Here is a 16372-nt window from a genome sequence, read left to right on the forward strand (position 1 = left end):
CTGCTTGGGCCAGTGGCCCGGAAAAGAAAAACCCCGGCGCCGGAAACTCCGACACCGGGGGCAAAAGGAAGAGGGGCGGTGCTAGAGTTTCTGGAGTTTGGAGACGCGGCCACTCTGATTCCAGTCCATCACGAAGAGATTGCCTTTGGCGTCGTAGCCGATCCCGTGGGGGGCTGTGAAGATGCCGTCCTTCCAGTCCGTGGTGGGGACCTTGAAGTTGGCCCACTCCTTCTTGTTGGGGTTGTCACCCAGGTGGGTCACTTCCTTGTTGTCCTTGTCCAGAATGGTCACCCGACCCTGAAGCTCGGCGATGGCGACCTCGCCGTTGCGGATGGACATGCTGCACGGACGGCGCAGGTTCTCGACAACCACGGCCACGAATTTGCCCTCAAGGTCAAAGTGCACCAGGCGGTTCTTTTCACGGTCGGCCACCAGCAGGAGGGGCTGGGATCCGCGGGTATCCAGCGAGATGCCGTGGGGGTTCGAGAGCAGCTCTTTTGTCGGATTCTTGAGATCGGGGTCGGGTCCGCCGAACGTGCTGACGTACTTGCCGTCAGCGGTGTAGCGATGGATCCACTTCTTGCCGTAGCCATCGGCAGCATAGATGTCGCCATTGGGACCGACCGCCACTCCCGTGACCTTGTACTCACCAGCTTTGGTGTACTTGCCGCTTTCCGCAGGGTAGGGGATGACCAGCACCGGGCTGCCGTCCAGCTTGAACTTCACCACCTGGCTGCCCTTCAGATGGGCCGCGTAGATGAACTGCTCGCCATTGGTCTCGTGGATAGCAAGGCCGTGGCAACCGCTGAATTTCGGATCAAAGGAACGCAGGTGTTTGCCCTCCGGGGAATAGACCATGATGGAGCGATCCGAATCCGTGCTGAAATAGATCAGTCCGGCCTTGTCCACGACGATGCCGCCATGGGTGGCCCCCAAGACGCCCTCGGCGCTGCCCTTGGGGATCTCACACCAGCCTGCGACGGACTGGAACTGGTGGGTGCCTTCCCCCATTTTGACGTTTTGGGTGACAGAAGCGGTGTCTGGCGGGGCGACAGCGTTCTGGGCGAGAAGACCATCATGCGCTTCCAGGGAGAAGGGCGTGAGGGTGACAGCGGCAAGGGCCAGCAAGGTGGATCTCATGGGCATATTTGGACTTGGCTTAAACGACGACATGGAGTGTATGTACGCAAGTTTCTTCCAGGCGTGATATTTTCACATCTTGATGGTGAAAATGACCATCCCAGCCGGGATCTTTTTGCTTGCCGCTGCCAAAGGCCATCGCCAGACTTGCCCACGGCTTCGCCAACACTGCGGAGCCGCATGCACGCAATTCAACCCTATCTGTGATCATGAGCCAGTTTGTTCCTCTTATTTCCTCCGGCGTGGCCGGCCCGCTCGGTGTGCTTCATTTGCCCCGTCTCTGGCAAAAGGCCTCTCTCGAAGCCACCGGCAAGCTTCACCCTGACTATCCTGGCTGCGGCAAGGGCTACGACCAGATGGTGCTCGACGGCCTTGGTCTGGACCGCGAAGAGTTCCTTGCCTACATCAAGAGCGACAAGCCCACCTATGTGCAGCTCGAAGGCTGGGTGCTTGCCAAAAAAGGCGGCAGCCTGGACAAAACCGCCGTACAGACGCTGAATGACGCCATCAAGGGCTACATTCATGACGACGGCACCCGGGCCGCCATCCTGAGCTCCGCAGGCCGTCCTGATGACGGCACCGTGAAGGACGCCGTCGGTCTGAACAACCTGGACGACTGGCAGAGCTTCTACAACGAAGTGCTGAAGTAGACGTGCCCAGCACAGGCAATCCAGCCTTGAAAATTCAAAGCCCCTGGATCGTGCGCGATCCCGGGGCTTCTTATTTGAAAGATTGAATCCCGCCAGCGGCAGGAGATCAGCCGTGGCGGCCTTTGAAGGTTAGTTCCGCGATCCCGCTCTTGTCGAGTTCGCCAAGGCCAAGGTCCACCATCTTGCGATACTGGGCCGTTGTGGCTTCATTGAGCGGCAGGTTGAGCCCCACTTCCTTGCCCATGTCACCTGCAATCCCGCTGTCCTTGGCCGCATGGGCGGCGCTGAACCAGCAGTCGTGGGAGCGGTCGGCCATGTCGCCACCATCCGTCTCCAGCACGCGGGAGTTGGCCCCGGTTTGAGAAAATACTTCACGGACCAGATCCAGATCGTGACCCAACGCCGCTGCCAGCCCCAAGCCTTCGGCCAATCCAGCGGTGTTGATGTTCATCACCATGTTCACCAGGGCCTTGACCTCAGCCGCACGACCTGGTCCACCGATGAAACGGCGGTTCACGCTCATGTCTTCAATGATGATCTGCACCTTGTTATAGATCGCCTCATCGCCCGCCAGCATCAGGTAGAGCTTGCCTTCCCGCGCGTGGCTGATGCTGGAAGCCATGCTGGCTTCCAGGGAATTTGCGCCCGCCCTCTTTGCGGCATCAAACACCTCGCGATGGATGGCCGGAGAGACCGTGGCGCAGTTGATGAAGATCTTGCCCGCAGCGCCCTTCAGGAGGTTGTCACCCTCGCCAAAGAAGATGGTGCGCATGGATTCGTCGTTGGTGACAACCGTGAAGATGACATCGGCGGCGGCCGTCACCTCGGCCAGCGTCTCGGCGTGCTTGCAGCCCACTTCCACGGCGAGCGCACGAGCCCCCTCCTTGTAGGTGTCGTACACCGCGGTGACGTTGTAGCCGCAATCCATGAGACGGCGCACCATGTTGGCGCCCATGCGGCCAACTCCGACAAACGCGATGGTATGAGACATAGGATGAGGACGGGTGTGAACCGGGAGAACTGAAGGGATGGAAAACAGAGAATGGACGAGAGCCGGGACGGACTACTCGGAGGGCACCGGATGCGGTGCCCGCTTGTACTCAGGATAGAAGGGATTGTGCTGACGCTCCTCACCCACGGTCGTCATCGGACCATGGCCGGGACACACCACGGTGTTCTCTGGCAGGGTGAAGATGGATTCGCGATTCGTCTTGAGCGCATCCGCGTAGGAGACAGCGCCGCCGCCCATGGAGCTGGCGAAGAGAGCATCGCCCACGATGGCAATGGGACGGGCCAGGCCGTGAATCACGTACGTGGTGCCGCCTTTCGAATGACCCGTGGTCTGGCGGGTCTCGACGCGGAGATTGCCGATGGTGAACTCTTTGCCGATGGTGAACAGCGTGGCCCCTTCCCAAGGTTCCTTCTCACAGGCGTAGAGAGGTTTGTTACCCTTGCGCAGGGTGGCGATGTCCGCCACGTGATCGGGATGGGTATGGGTGAGGAAGACTGCCTCCAGGCGGACGCCCAGAGCGCGGGCCATGTCGGCCATGTCGCTGGCATCGGCTCCGCTGTCAAAGGCTGCGCCAGCCTTGGTCGTGGTATCCCACACCAAGTAGGCATTGACCGTCATGTCATCGAAAGTCGTGTTAAACTGGCGCAATCCATTGATCTCCAATGGATGTGGGCGCCAGGTCTTGCGCGCCATGACTACCAAGGTCGGCCCGTGCAACTTCAGCACTGGAGCGATCTTCTCCAGGACATCTTCGTCCACGGTCCCAGATTTGACTGATTCCAGAAGCTGGGGATCCACACCAGCCTGGCTGGCGAGTTCTTGATCGTTGATTTCCAAGCCACGCTGGGCCTTGGCAATCACGTCAGTATAGAGATCTTCGAGAGGGAGAAGCATCCGTGGGGCGGGGGTGAAAAAGCGTACCGGCGCGCAAAAACCGAGGGTCGCCCTTCAGATTACGCGCGCCGGAGAAATGATGGTCTCAAATACTCAGCACTATTGGGAGACGGTCACCTTGTTGATGGTGATCGGGTCCACTGGGACGTCGCCATGTGGGCCTTTGCGGGTGGTCGGCACGTTGACGATGGCGTCGCACAGTTCGATGCCCTTGGTCACCTTGCCGAAGACGGCGTAGCCCCAGCCATCCGGATTCGGATAGTCGAGGGACGTGTTGTCCTTCACGTTGATGAAGAACTGGCAGGTTGCGCTGTGGGGATTGCTCGTGCGGGCCATGGCGATGGTGCCCTTGGCATTCTTGAGGCCGTTCTTGGACTCGCACTCAATAGGCTTGTCGGTCGGCTTCTGCTGCATGTCAGGGGTAAAACCACCCCCCTGGATCATGAAGCCCGGGATCACGCGGTGGAAGATGGTGCCCTCATAGGCACCCTTATTCGCGTAGCTGAGGAAGTTCTGAACGGAGATCGGGGCCTTGTCGGCGTCCAGTTCCAGTTCGATGTTGCCTTTGGAGGTCTCGAGGGTGACTTTCACTTTGCCTTTGACAGGTTGATTGTTGGCAGGGGTTGCCGCGTCCTGGGCCTGGAGCCCGAGGGTAGCGCTCATGGTGAGGGCCACCAGCGTTTTGATAAAGGTTTTCTTCAACATGGGGCGGGATTGCAGCATGGAGTAGGGGGGAGCGCAATGGCAAAGTGCTGGAGAGGGGGCGGATAATGGAGTCTTGGAGTGAAGGAGCGGGGGAGTTGCGGGTAGGAAGGGATCATTTTGCGCCAAAATGAGAACCCCTCACTCCCAAGACCAGAAAGGTCTCCGTGGGAGGTCGGGAACGGAAGTGACGTTGTCATCCCAGGTGGCGGGATTCATGTCCCGTCCTGCCGTGTAGACGATGTAGCGAGCCTCGATGAACTCCCCTGGCCTCTGCGGATGGGCGATCTTCCCGTCCTTGTCATCATCGCAGCGTATGAAGTAAGGGTTGCCCCACCAATCGCGCAGGCGAAGTTTGCCTTCATCGTCTTCCGATATTCCCCGCTTGCCTTCCTTGTTCGCTCGAGGTGGATCAAGGAAGCGAATCCCACGAGCGTTCCAGCGCTTTTCAGTCGCCGTCAGGGCTGCCAGAACGTCAGAGTCCACCAACACATCCGACTGCAACGACCTGCCGAGCAATTCTAGCAACTCCTTGTTGTATTCCATCTCATACGCTTTGAGACCAATGACGATTGAGGCGCAGGAACTACTTTCGCTGAGTTCTCGGTGGCCTCTGCCATGGAGAGTCCCCGTACGGTAGCAAAAGTCGGGGGCATAGAAGAGAAATGCGAACAGGAGCATTGCAGTAGCGACGCACCCGCAGCCCCTGGGAAAACGCGAGGGACTGGGCACCACTTCTGGTGCATCGAGTAGATTCCTTGGCATAATGAGAGGAGCGGGGGGCTACTTCCAGGAAGTGACGTTGTCTTTCCACGTATCGAAGTCCTGATCCGGCCCGGCGGAATAAAGAATCACACTTGAGAAGATGCGCTCACCTGCCGGATCCTCCGGATTGACGATCTTGCCATCGCCGTCCGAGTCACTGCGAATCCGATAGGGGCCTCCCCAAGGGTCACGCAGCTGCATTTGTTGACCGTCGGCAGGGGCCCGCCAGAGACCGTTCTTGCCCTTCTTCCCTTCAGGAGGATCATAGAAACGAGTCTTCCGTGGGTTCAACTCTGACTTAGCGTCTATGAGCGGTCTAAGGAGGACTTCGTCAGCGAGGTGGTCTTCGTTTTCCTTGAACCCGAGCCTACCGGTGAGAGATACCTCGTATTCGGCTTGAAAACCGGCAAGCGCAATATAAAGCCCTTTCATGGCAGTCTGTGCCTGGAGCCGTTGGGCACCGCCCTTTGTTGGGCCACAATTTGTAGTTGGGTGCAGGAGGATAAATACGCCGAATCCCAACACAAGCACCGCAGAAGCGACGCAGCCCCATCGAGGGCGATTGCCAGGGGGAATGACTTCAGTGGCGTCCATAGAAAGGCTAAGTCAATACCAGGATTTGATGTTGTCTCGGGTGGTCGCCAAATTGCGATCCATCCCGGCAGCGAAAAGCAGGAAAGGGGCCACGATTTGAATGTTGCTGTCGTCTGGATCTGTCGTTTTGCCGTCATGATCAGCATCATAACGAATCATGATCGGATTGCCCATGTCATCGCGATACTGCCAGTTCCCGGAGCCATCCCTCCATGCACCGCCCCTTTTTCGCCTGGCCACAGGAGGGTCAAAGAACCGAACCTTTCGTGGATTGTACTTTGTTGATTCCGCCATCAGGGCAATCAGGATCTCCCCCTCAAAGACCAAGTTCTGGTCTCCAGGAAGCTGCATCTCAACCAGAAGACAACGGTTGTATTCCGTCTGATACCCCTTCAAAGCGATCTCGATGCCTTTCATCATGCTCTTTGTCTGCAGCTTGTGAGTGCGAGGGGACAAATTGATCCAACCAATGATAGCCGCGACCAGGAGTGCCACCATGACGGCCATCAACCGACCGTAGTTGATGGTGGCTGGAGCAGCGACGGGATGCTCCTTTCGGCTCGCAGGATAGGTGTATGGCTCTTCGGGAGGAGGGTTCATTGCAACAACGTCATTCGCCTCGCTCACTCCTCCCGCCCTTACTTCCAGGACGCCACGTTGTCCTTCCAGGTACTGGGGTCTCCATCAGGACCCGCCGAAAAGATGATGTACTGCGCATGCACCGTCGCCCCCGGGATGGCCGGGTCGGGAATCAAGCCGTCACGATTCAGATCCGCCCGCACGCGATACGGCGCGCCCCAGGGATCGCTGAGATGCACCACACCTGTTGCATCGAACCATGCGCCATTCACCTGTCCCTTGGCCGTAGGAGGATCGTAGAAACGGACCTTCCTGGGATTGTGCGTCGTCGACAAGGACATGAGAGTGGCCAGCAGGTCACCTTCGGCGAGGCTGTCCCGACCTTCCGTCAGGGCAACCTTGTCGCCCAAGGTCTTGCCAACAGTGCCATGGTATTCCACGTCGTAGCCAGCCATTGCGATCTCCAGCCCTTTGATGGCCGTCTTTGCCTGGAGGGTTCGGGCTTTCTTGAACAGATAGCCGCCCCCAATGAGGAGCGCGCACGCCATCACAGCAGCGGTAGTGATCCAGTGCAGAGCCGTCGGACCAAAAGGAACGACGACCTCAGGGGCTGAGGTTGACAGGCGTCCGTGGGTCGATTCCACCAGAGAATTGCACCATGAAGTGCCCGTATTGCACAAGGAAATTGTTGGGGGAGCGGACATGCGCAGCATTGGGAATGCCGTTCCCCAAAAAAGAACGCCCCGCGGAAGTCCATCCCGCGGGGCATTCAAACTCACTGAGCGTTCCAACTGGTTAGCGCACTCTCTTACTTCGTGCCCACCGTCGCCGCAGGAGCGGCTGACGGCTTCAACACACGGAGCTCGTGCACGCTCCAGAAGTTCCCCTTGGCAGAGCCAGTCTGGGTGATCTTCACGAACTTGGTCTTCACGGGCTTCTCAAACACCAGCTCCGTCACCGCCCCGGAGGGCTGGCCGGTCAATAAGGGCTTGGACCACTCCGTGCCATTGCTGGACACCACCACCGTATAGCCGCGTGGGAAATCATTCGCAGAACGGGTGCTGTCCAACTCCACTCCCGCCACTTCTGTCTCGGAGGGCAGCTCGATGGTCAACCACTCACCACCTGCCTGGAACTTGTTAGTGCTCCAGCGGCTGGCGAGATCGTTGTCCAACGCCTTGGCAAGAGACGAGTCGTTCAAGCTTGAAGTGAGCTTCCACTCCTTTGAGTTTGTCATGGGCTGGGGAAGACCGGACCGCAGTTCGTCGATGGTCCAGGCTGCCACGCGGCCTTTGGTCGCGGCGCGCAACTTCTTGACCTCGTCCTTGGTCACCAACGCACCTTGATTGCCAAAGGCCTTGCGCACATAGCTGGCCACATCGGCGATCCAATCGTCGTTGTTGCTGCCCAGCGGCACCATCTGCGACTCATACGTTTTGCCTTCGATCGGGCCCGCCAGACCGTGCAAGAGCACCTTCACGAGGAAGTCGCTCTGGAGCACCGTCTTGGAGCCAGCCAAGGGAGGGGCCATGGTCACCCCTTCACGACCCGGCATGGGCATGCCTTTGCCATCAAAGCCGTGGCAGGCAAAGCAGATCGTACGAAAGGCTTCCTGCCCTTTCTCGAGACGCTTCTTGTCCTGCTGGCTGAAGTTGCCAGCCAGTTTGGGGGCTTCCACCAGAAGCTGCGCTCCGATTTCCTTCACCCCCAGAGACGGGCTCATGAAGATGGTCGTCTGCGAGTCCTTCTTCCAATCTGGCCAGTTGAGCAGCTTGCCGGTCATCAGAGACTGCAACACCACGGTGGGGGAGCTATCCTGACGCAGGGACTTGATTTGGGGAATGAGGGCCTCGTTGCCCTGCTTCAGCAGCGTCTCTGCCACGCGGATCGCCACCGCGCGCACTTGGGCGTCTTCGTCTTTGAGCTTCTCCGTTACCAGTTCAGGAGTCAACGCTCCGAGGCCTTCCAGGGTCCACAGGGCATGAATGCGGGCCAGGGGGGTCTCATGCTTCTGCGTCATGGCCACCAGGGCGGGGACCACCGACTTGTCGCCCTTCACAATCAGCATGCGCTGGGCGGTATCACGCCACCAGCCATTTGGGTGGGCGAGGTGGGCCACCCACTGCGCGGGCGTTTCCTCCAGCATGCGGGGCTGGGGGCCGGGCTTGAAGTCCTTGTGCGTCAGACGCCAGATGCGGCCTTTGCCGATGTTCTTCTCGAATCCGTTTTCGATGACCTTGCCACGCAGGTAGCTGCCTTCCTTCACCCAGTTGCCTTCCTGGATGATGCCGCGATACATGTCCACGATGTAGAAGCAGCCATCCGGCCCGGTGGTCATGTTCAGCGGGCGGAAGTTCAAGTCCCGGCTGCGGAGGAACTCGGACTGGCCATGCGGATTCGCCACTGTGGTGACCCCGTCCTTCACCTCCACCGTAGCCCGGCGGATGAGACGGCCCACGGGTTCAGGAAGAAACACGTTGCCATAGAGTTCCTTTGGCAGGCGGTCGCCGCGATAGACGGTCTGGCCCGCGCAACCGGTGAAATGATTGAGCGTGCCGTCCTCCGGACGTGCCCGGTTCGGACCACCCTGGAAATCTGCCGCACCCACCAGCGGCCAGACGGTGTCAAAGTCTGCGGACTTCTGGCTGCTGACGTTGATGGCCGCGTAGAGGATGTGGGTCTGGTAGTTCCAGAGGCCCTTCTCACCCCCGGCGTTGGACCACCACATCTTGCCGTAGTCATCTTGGGCCACGCCCCACTGGCCACCGTTGGCGGCCGTGTTTTCCTTGCCCGCAGCGACACCCGCGCCGTTCCAGCGCAGGCGGTAGCTGTTGTAGGTGGTGTAGATCCAGTTGTCCTGACCCCAGACCAGCCCGCTCGGCTGGTGTTCGAGATTACCGCCGCGGGGACCGCCCTCGTACCAGAGCGACTGCTCATCGGCCTTGCCATCGCCGTCCTTGTCCTTGTGCAGCGTGATGTCGTTCGTATTCGTCACGCCCACGAGCACCCGGTCATCCAACGGCAACACCATGCGGGGCAGCAGCAGATTGTCCAGATAGACGGAGTGCTTGTCATAGACGCCATCGCCCTTGCTGCTCTCGTGTCGGCTGATGCGACTCTTCGGTATCAGTTCATCGGTGCCGTCGATGTCCTGCATGTACGTGTTCATCTCCGCCACATACATGCGGCCGTTTCCATCGAAGACGCACAGCACCGGCTCCGTCACCTGTGGCTCGCTCAGCACGAGCTCCAGCTTGTAGCCATCGGGCAGCTCAATCGTCTTAAGCTCCTCCTCCGGAGAAAGCATGGGCGACTGCTTGATGAGCTGGGCGGGAGCAGGCACCGGAGCTGCCGGGGGACTGTCGGCAGCCGTGGCGACTGCCGCAGGGAGCAGCAGGCAGGAGAGGAGAGTGGAAGTGCGTTTCATGGAAGGAAGCGGCCTCAAGGCGGAGATAATACGGACAAACCGGGATTAAAATTAGCGACGACGACGACGCATGAAGCCAGCCATCGCCGCAAACAGCAGCAACACCGACCTGCCGGGCTCCGGAACGGCTGTGATCTGGGCGTAGAGTCCCGTGCTGTCCTTGTACAAGTTCCAGGCATATCCCGAGTCTCCCAGGGCAGGGAGGGAGGATGTATCGAGCGAGAAATCGCCTGTCACTGTCGAGCCCGTCCAGTCGATCAGTTTCCAGGTATCGCCCAGCGCCCAGCCGAGGCTGTTCGTGGTGGGGTTCGCGAGTTGGATGGTTCCTGCCAGTTGAATGGTCGAGGGGCTGGATAGGAAGAGCAGGTCGTTCTCGTCCAGACTCGTGTCAGCCCCAGCAACACTGGAGAACAAGTCGAACTGGAACACCGTGGCGCTGTTGAAGGAGAAGGCGCCCGTACCTGTCACAGTCATGGCGAAGTCCTCTGCCACCGTCGCACTAGCCCCGCCGTGGCTCTGACCCACCACCAGGAAGCTGCCGGCCCCGAGGCTGATGTTGGCGGTGCTGCCGCCCGTGATGCTGCCGCCACCGCCAAGCTTGGCGCCTGCCGCCACGGAGACGCTGCCGCTGCCTGTGCCGGATCCCGTGGCGTTGTTCACCAGGAGCATGCCTTCCGTTACCGTGGTGCCGCCACTGTAGGTGCTGGCTCCGCCGCTGAAGGTCTGGGTACCACTCCCTTTCTTCGTGATGCTGCCGACTCCGGTCAGGTTGCCGGAGTAGCTGGCATCCCGGTTGTTGTTGCCCACGGTCAATGCGACCGCCTGGGGAGTCCCGGCGTTGTTGGCCAGGGCCAGGGCCGTGGCACCGCTCAAGCCGCCAAAGGTGAAGGCATTGGAAACAACCGTGGAGTCAAAGACGATGGCACCCGCGCCCGTGGCCACCGTGCTGTTCTGCACCGCCAGGCTGTTGCTCAGGCGAAGAGTGCCTGCATTCACCCGGGTGTCGCCAGTGTAGGTATTCGCCCCGGAGAGCACCAGGGTGCCCGTACCGGCTTTCGCAATGCCACCGTCCGCCGTCGCGCCCAGTGAGGCGTCGTGATTGATGCTCGCGCTGATGGTGAGCAGGTTGGTCGCCGTGGTCTCGATGGTGCCGCCGCCCGCCTTCACAATGATCTGGCCGGCCGTGCCGCCGAGGGTGTTGTTTCCTGCAAGCGATCCGTTGTTCGCTGCTGCCTGGAGGGTGCCGCCGTTGAAGTAGAGCACGCTTCCAGTATCAATGGCGTGGGCACTGCCCGCCGTGAAGCGGAGGATGCCCCCATTCAGGTAGTGCGTCGCCGTGCCGATCGCGTTGCTGCCCCCGTTGGCGCCAAGGGCGTAGGTGGCGGCAAAGAAGGTGCCGCCATCCTGGTTGATGGTGACCACTGCGCCAGTCTGCTTGGAGATGAACGCGCGACCGGCTCCAACCGTGCCGTTGTCCTGGATGTTGATTACAAGCTGGTTGTTCGCCGTGGTGATCATGTTCCAGTCACCGGAGTTGGAGAGTGTGCCGTTGCCGCGGACGGTGATCACCGCCGCCGTGCCGGTGCCGCCGGTCATGTTCCAGCCAGGGTTGCTGGAGGCGTAGTTGCCCGTGACATCCAGCGTGCCTCCGGAGAGGTTGAATCCCATGTTCGAACCTGCCGCCAGGCTGCCGGTGAGCCGCAGAATGCCGTTACCGGTCTTGGTGATGGTCGCGGCCGAGGTGTTGTCACCCACGACGTTCGGATTGGCGCTCATCACGCCGGAGAGCGTGGCGTTGAACCCGTTGGTGTTGTAGGTCAGCGTCTGGCCCGGATTGATCTGGATGTTCCTCGCGCTGGTCACATCGGCCACATTGGAGCGCAGGATGGTGCCTCCCAGCGTGGTCATGGTCGCTGTGGCAGAGCTGCTGCCGAGGGCATTTGCGTGGTACAGATCCACCGTGCCGCCCTGCAGGTAGATGGCTCCGGTGAAGGTGTTGTCGCCGCCCAGCGCCAAGATGTTGTTGCCGTATTTCTCAAGGCCTACCGCACCGCCATTGTCGGTGATCACCGAGTTGATGCGCAGGTTATTCCCGCTGTTACCGTAGATCCAGAGGTTGCTGCCGCCCAGCGCACGGATCGTGCCGCCCGTAATGATTTGGGTGCCACTCACGGCACTGAGGATCCCGCCGGACTGCACCGTGGTGTCACCCGTGATGGTCAACGTGCTGTTGCCGCCGGTGGAAAATCGGATGCTCTGGGTGTCCCCGAGAAGCCCAATGCTGGAGGTGATGTTGCTGTTCACCCCGGAGCCAAAGCTGTTGTTGGTGTAGCCAGTCGTCGCCCCGACCTGACCGGACTTCGCGGATACAAAGTCAAGACCATTGTACACTGCGCCAATGAGAATGTCGTTGGCAGCTCCCAAAACACTGGAGGTCACCGTGCTGCCGCCCAACGCGGTCGGCGCATTGGTGAAGCTCACAGTCGTGTTGTTGCCAAAGCTGAGAAACGCGCCCGCCTCGCGCACATAGCCCGCGCCGCCTGCCGTGCCGGTGAAAACCACCGCGGCTCCCGCGCCGGTGGAGTTGAGCGTGTGCACCCCGGCCTTGAGTGTGAGCCCGACGAAGGTCTGCGTGTTGACTCCTGAACTTGCCGCCGTCTGGGTGAAGGTGGCAGAGCCGTTGGTCCCGCCCAGCACCAGGCCGATGGTGGGATTGATGCGGTTGGTAGCGGCGGTGGTGTCGCCGTTCACAAACGTGCCGCTGTTCACCGTGAGGCCGGACACATTGGCCAGCGTGCCCGCACCCGTGAGGGTGAGCGTGCCGCTGCGCACCGTGACCGTGCCGGACAGGCTGCTGACAGCGCTGATCGTCAGGTTGTTGGAGGTGATGAGATTGCCTGCGCCGTTGATGGCCAGCGTGTTCGCGCCATTGGCCACCGCACCGGCGATCGTGAGCGTCCTGCCTGATGCGAGCTCCCAGGACTGGCTGCCGCTGAGCGTGAGCGCCGGGCCAAGGATGAGGTCTTGCGTCGCCGTGGTGAGATCGATCCCCACTCCGGAAATGCCTGCCAACGTGATGGTGTTGCCGCCGCCGATGTTCACCGTCGCGCCGGGATCCACGATCTTGATCTGGCCAAACGTCACATTGCCGCCGGTGTTGACCGTGGCATTTCCAGCGGTCACGGCACTGGTCCACTGGGCGATGTCCGACGCCGTGGGGATCACGCCGCCCATCCAGGAGCCAGTGGCATTGAGCCCGGTGGTGTTGTTTGCCTTGTTGATGGTCGCGCCAAAGCCCACAGCAGGCAGGGACAGCAGGGCGCCGACGAGCAAACCGACCGCACGGGAGGGGCGGAACGACAGGTGTTGGAACAGGTGGCAGGGGAACGAGGCTTCCATGGACGGGAAACCTAAGGAAACCAGCGGTCTGCCACCATAGACCATTCGGTCTGAAATGGCCCCGAATGCCCCCTCGCGACGGTCTCAATGTCCTAGAAACTTCACCACTGCCTCCGTGCGGGACTGCACGTGGAGCTTGCCGTAGATGGAGTGCAGGTGCCCGTGCACGGTGCTGGAGCTGATGCCCAACTGGTGGGCGATCTGCTTGTAGGGGAGCCCTTTGGAGAGCAGGCCCAGGATCTCCTGCTCACGCCGCGTCAGCGTCTCCACCTCGCTGGAGGGGTGGGGGATCTGGTGAAAGTGGGAGACGACCATGCGGGCGATCTGCATGGACATAGGCGCCCCGCCGCGTTGCACCTCGTGGATGGCGGGAATCATCTCCACCGGGGCGCTGCGCTTCAGCAGATAGCCGCTGGCTCCGGCCCGCAGGGAGTCAAAGATCTGCTGCGAGTCATCATAGGTGGTGAGCATGACGATCAGCAGGGCTGGATGAGCCCGCTTGAGCAGGGCGGTGCACTCAATGCCATTGCGGCCCGGGAGATTGATGTCCATGAGCACCACGTCCGGCAGAGAGCGGGGGATCTCGCGCAGCGCTTCTTCCGCGGAGGGATGCGCCCCCACACAGACCATCTCAGGATCGTGTTCCAGGATCTTGCGGAACCCTTCACGGGTGGCGCGATCATCTTCTACAAGGGCGACGCGGGTGGGCATGTGAGGAAGGGACGGAAAGCTTACTCATCGCTGACACCCTGGGGCCATGGCAACTGCAAAATGACGCGGGTGCCTTCGCCGGGAGCACTGTGGATCTGGCAGGTGCCATGCAACTCACGAATGCGCTCCTGGATGTTGACCAGCCCGTCGGCCCCGGGCGGCGAGGTTGCTGCCTCGAACCCGCGACCGTTGTCCGCGATCTCGATATGGAGACCATGGCCAGCCAGTTTCACCGACAGCTCCACCCGGGAGGCCCCGGCATGTTTCACGATGTTGGTGAGCGTCTCCTTCACCGCCAGGAAGAGGTGGTGCCGGTACTCTGCCGAGACTGCACGATCAGGCACCTCATCGGGCAGGGAGAGCTCGCACTCCAGCCCGCCCGCACTCAGGAAATCCACCGCATGCTGCCCCACGTAGTCCACCAGACTGCGCAGGGTGTCGTTGCGAGGATTCACGGCCCAGACGATCTCATCCAGCGAGGTGACCGCACGGCGCGCGATCGCCGCCATCTCGGCGATGTGCCCGGGTGACGCCTCGGGAGGATCAAGCTGGGCGAGCTGGCTGGTGATGGCGATCTGCGTGAGGCTGGCCCCCAGTTCATCATGCATGTCCCGCGCGATGCGGGTGCGCTCCCGGTCCAGGGCGGCCTGCCGCTCCACCTCCGCCATGCGGTTGCGCCAGCGCCGGTTGATGATGCTTCGGGCAATCCACGCCACGCCCACGATGGCGGCCACGAGACAGGCGAGACGGAACCAGACGGTCTGCCAGAAGAACGGGCGCACCGTGATGGAGATGGAGGCCCCGGTCTCATTCCACCGGCCACTGTCATTGGCGGCGATCACGGTGAAAGTGTAGCTGCCAGCTGGCAGACGGGAGTAGATGGCGTGGCGCTCGCGGCTGTTCTCCGTCCACTCGGTGTCCAGCCCGCGCATCTTGTACCGCACGCGGACGTTCTGCGGGGAGCGGAAGCTCATGGCCGCATACTCCACCTCCAGGCTGTGGTGATTGGGCGGGAGGGTGAAGCTTTTCGCCCCATTCATCTCCAGCGGCTTCCCATCCAGCTTCACGGCATCGATCGTCACCGGCGGCGGGACGGGGTTGTCAGCGGCAGCATCCGGGTGCACCAGAGCCGTGCCCGTGCGCATGTTGAACCAAAGGGTGCCGCTCTGGTCTTGCAGCGTATTGGGCCAGTAGCCGCGTCCCGACTGCAGACTGGCCAGACCCTCATCCCGCCCCACCTTGGCCACATGGAGCGGCGTGATTCGGCCGTCCGCAGCCGCGTCCAGCTCGGCCAGAGGCACGCGGAAGATGCCCTGCGCGCTGCCGCCCCACAGGCGCCCCTGCCCATCCAGCACCAGGTGCGAGATGCCGTTGAAGTCGAGCCCCTGCTCCAGCCCCACCAGGGTGAAGCGACCGTCTTTATGGCGGACCAGCCCCTCACTGGCGCGGCCGATCCACAAGGCGCCGTCCGGCGTGGCCAGCAGGCCGCGCACCGCCGCATCGCCGAAGTCTTCGGGCGTGCGGTCTTGCAGATCCCGATCCTTCACCGCGAGCAGTTGTCCCTCACTCGTGCCCGCCCACACCACACCCGCGGCATCCTGCACCAGGGTCTGGATGTAGGCATCGGCCAGGTTCGAGGAATACTTCCTCCACGATCCGCCGCGGTACTGCCAGAGATCCGCATTGATTGCCGTCCAGAGGCTGCCCTCGGCATCCATGAGCATGGCCCGGATGTTCCCCCAGGGCGAGGGGATGGGGAAGGGCACCGCCTTGAAGCCCCCCTCGGGAGTGGAGTGAAAGACGCCTTCATCCTTGGTCCCCACCCATATGGTGCCGTCCTGCCCGGCCACCACCGTGCGGGCCTCTGCCGCCGTCCATCCCGACTCCGCCCCCAGTCGCCGCCACTTGCCGGACTCCCGCTTCAGGAGATAACCATTCGTACCTGTCAGCCAGATGTTCCCCTGGGCATCCTGCGCGGTCGTGCACATCGCCTCCGCCACCAGCGGGCCCGCATCGGCCAGGGCCTCCAGCACGCGGGGGCGCACCCGCCACAGGCCCGCCTCACTGGCCCCCAGCCAGAGATTGCCCTCCAGGTCATCGGTCACCGCCGTTATTTCATGCAACGCCGATCCTGCCCGCATGAGTTTGCCGTCTTCCAGGTGGTAAACGTTGCCATCATAGAGACAGGCCCAGAGGCGCCCGGAGCGATCCTCAAACAGGCGTGTGATGGAGGTCTGCTCGGCGAATTCAGGCACAATGCCGATCTTGACCGGCACCGGCGTGTCCGCCCCCGGGTGCACGCGGAAGACATTGAGGCCCGCTGCCAGCCAGAGCCCGCCATCCGCCGCCGCACAGATGGCGGTGGAGCGTCGCCAGTTGGGGATGACGCTCAGGCTGGCCGCGTGGACAAACACACCGTCCGACTCCCGGTAGCTGAGCAGGGCCTCTCCCGCCACCGCCCAGAATCGCCCGGCCCGATCGACGGTGAACTTGGCCACC

Annotated in this window: 14 protein-coding genes; 1 reads left to right on the forward strand and 13 read right to left on the reverse strand. The window is 61.5% G+C overall.

The window, feature by feature from the left end; translation table 11 throughout:
- Positions 1–81: 81 nt before the first annotated feature.
- A complete protein-coding gene (locus BV034_RS16900; protein WP_265593099.1) occupies positions 82–1140 on the reverse strand; it encodes a hypothetical protein in 1059 nt (352 codons plus the stop codon).
- A 19-nt stretch (positions 1141–1159) separates the two neighbouring features.
- Complete coding sequence (locus BV034_RS36100; protein ID WP_265593100.1) at positions 1160–1351, reverse strand: hypothetical protein; 192 nt, start codon at positions 1349–1351, stop codon at positions 1160–1162.
- Between BV034_RS36100 and BV034_RS16905 the strand changes: the two genes are divergently transcribed.
- Positions 1350–1790 carry a hypothetical protein gene (locus BV034_RS16905; RefSeq protein WP_050028187.1) on the forward strand — a complete coding sequence of 147 codons (441 nt, stop codon included), beginning with the start codon at positions 1350–1352 and terminating at the stop codon, positions 1788–1790. The genes BV034_RS36100 and BV034_RS16905 overlap by 2 nt on opposite strands.
- Before the next feature lie 106 nt (positions 1791–1896).
- Here BV034_RS16905 and BV034_RS16910 read toward each other — a convergent pair whose 3' ends face one another.
- The 11 genes from BV034_RS16910 to BV034_RS16960 all read right to left on the reverse strand — a co-directional run.
- Positions 1897–2781: an NAD(P)-dependent oxidoreductase gene (locus tag BV034_RS16910; RefSeq protein WP_081887881.1), complete on the reverse strand. Its 885-nt coding sequence runs from the start codon at positions 2779–2781 to the stop codon at positions 1897–1899.
- A gap of 72 nt (positions 2782–2853) precedes the next feature.
- The gene (locus BV034_RS16915) at positions 2854–3696 is read right to left on the reverse strand and encodes an MBL fold metallo-hydrolase (RefSeq protein ID WP_050028178.1); all 843 of its coding nucleotides are present in this window, start codon (positions 3694–3696) and stop codon (positions 2854–2856) included.
- Between the two features lie 99 nt (positions 3697–3795).
- Positions 3796–4287, reverse strand: coding sequence for a peptidylprolyl isomerase (locus BV034_RS16920; RefSeq protein WP_050028188.1), 492 nt, complete (start codon positions 4285–4287; stop codon positions 3796–3798).
- A 252-nt stretch (positions 4288–4539) separates the two neighbouring features.
- Positions 4540–4944 carry a hypothetical protein gene (locus BV034_RS16925; RefSeq protein WP_265593102.1) on the reverse strand — a complete coding sequence of 135 codons (405 nt, stop codon included), beginning with the start codon at positions 4942–4944 and terminating at the stop codon, positions 4540–4542.
- A 237-nt stretch (positions 4945–5181) separates the two neighbouring features.
- Positions 5182–5757 carry a hypothetical protein gene (locus BV034_RS16930; RefSeq protein ID WP_050028180.1) on the reverse strand — a complete coding sequence of 192 codons (576 nt, stop codon included), beginning with the start codon at positions 5755–5757 and terminating at the stop codon, positions 5182–5184.
- Positions 5758–5769: 12 nt separating this feature from the next.
- Positions 5770–6357, reverse strand: coding sequence for a hypothetical protein (locus BV034_RS16935; RefSeq protein WP_050028181.1), 588 nt, complete (start codon positions 6355–6357; stop codon positions 5770–5772).
- Positions 6358–6395: 38 nt separating this feature from the next.
- Positions 6396–7040, reverse strand: a complete 645-nt coding sequence (locus BV034_RS16940) for a hypothetical protein (RefSeq protein ID WP_265593103.1) — start codon at positions 7038–7040, stop codon at positions 6396–6398.
- A 104-nt stretch (positions 7041–7144) separates the two neighbouring features.
- Positions 7145–9763 (reverse strand): discoidin domain-containing protein, encoded by a 2619-nt coding sequence (locus tag BV034_RS16945; RefSeq protein ID WP_050028183.1) that lies wholly within the window; start codon positions 9761–9763, stop codon positions 7145–7147.
- A gap of 51 nt (positions 9764–9814) precedes the next feature.
- Positions 9815–13162 carry an autotransporter-associated beta strand repeat-containing protein gene (locus tag BV034_RS16950; RefSeq protein ID WP_050028184.1) on the reverse strand — a complete coding sequence of 1116 codons (3348 nt, stop codon included), beginning with the start codon at positions 13160–13162 and terminating at the stop codon, positions 9815–9817.
- 84 nt (positions 13163–13246) lie between these two features.
- Positions 13247–13873, reverse strand: a complete 627-nt coding sequence (locus tag BV034_RS16955; RefSeq protein ID WP_050028185.1) for a response regulator transcription factor — start codon at positions 13871–13873, stop codon at positions 13247–13249.
- Positions 13874–13893: 20 nt separating this feature from the next.
- On the reverse strand, positions 13894–16372 hold a 2479-nt coding region (locus tag BV034_RS16960), incomplete at its 5' end, for a sensor histidine kinase (RefSeq protein WP_265593104.1).

The organism is Verrucomicrobium sp. BvORR034, from assembly GCF_000739635.1.
Lineage (GTDB): Bacteria > Verrucomicrobiota > Verrucomicrobiia > Verrucomicrobiales > Verrucomicrobiaceae > Verrucomicrobium.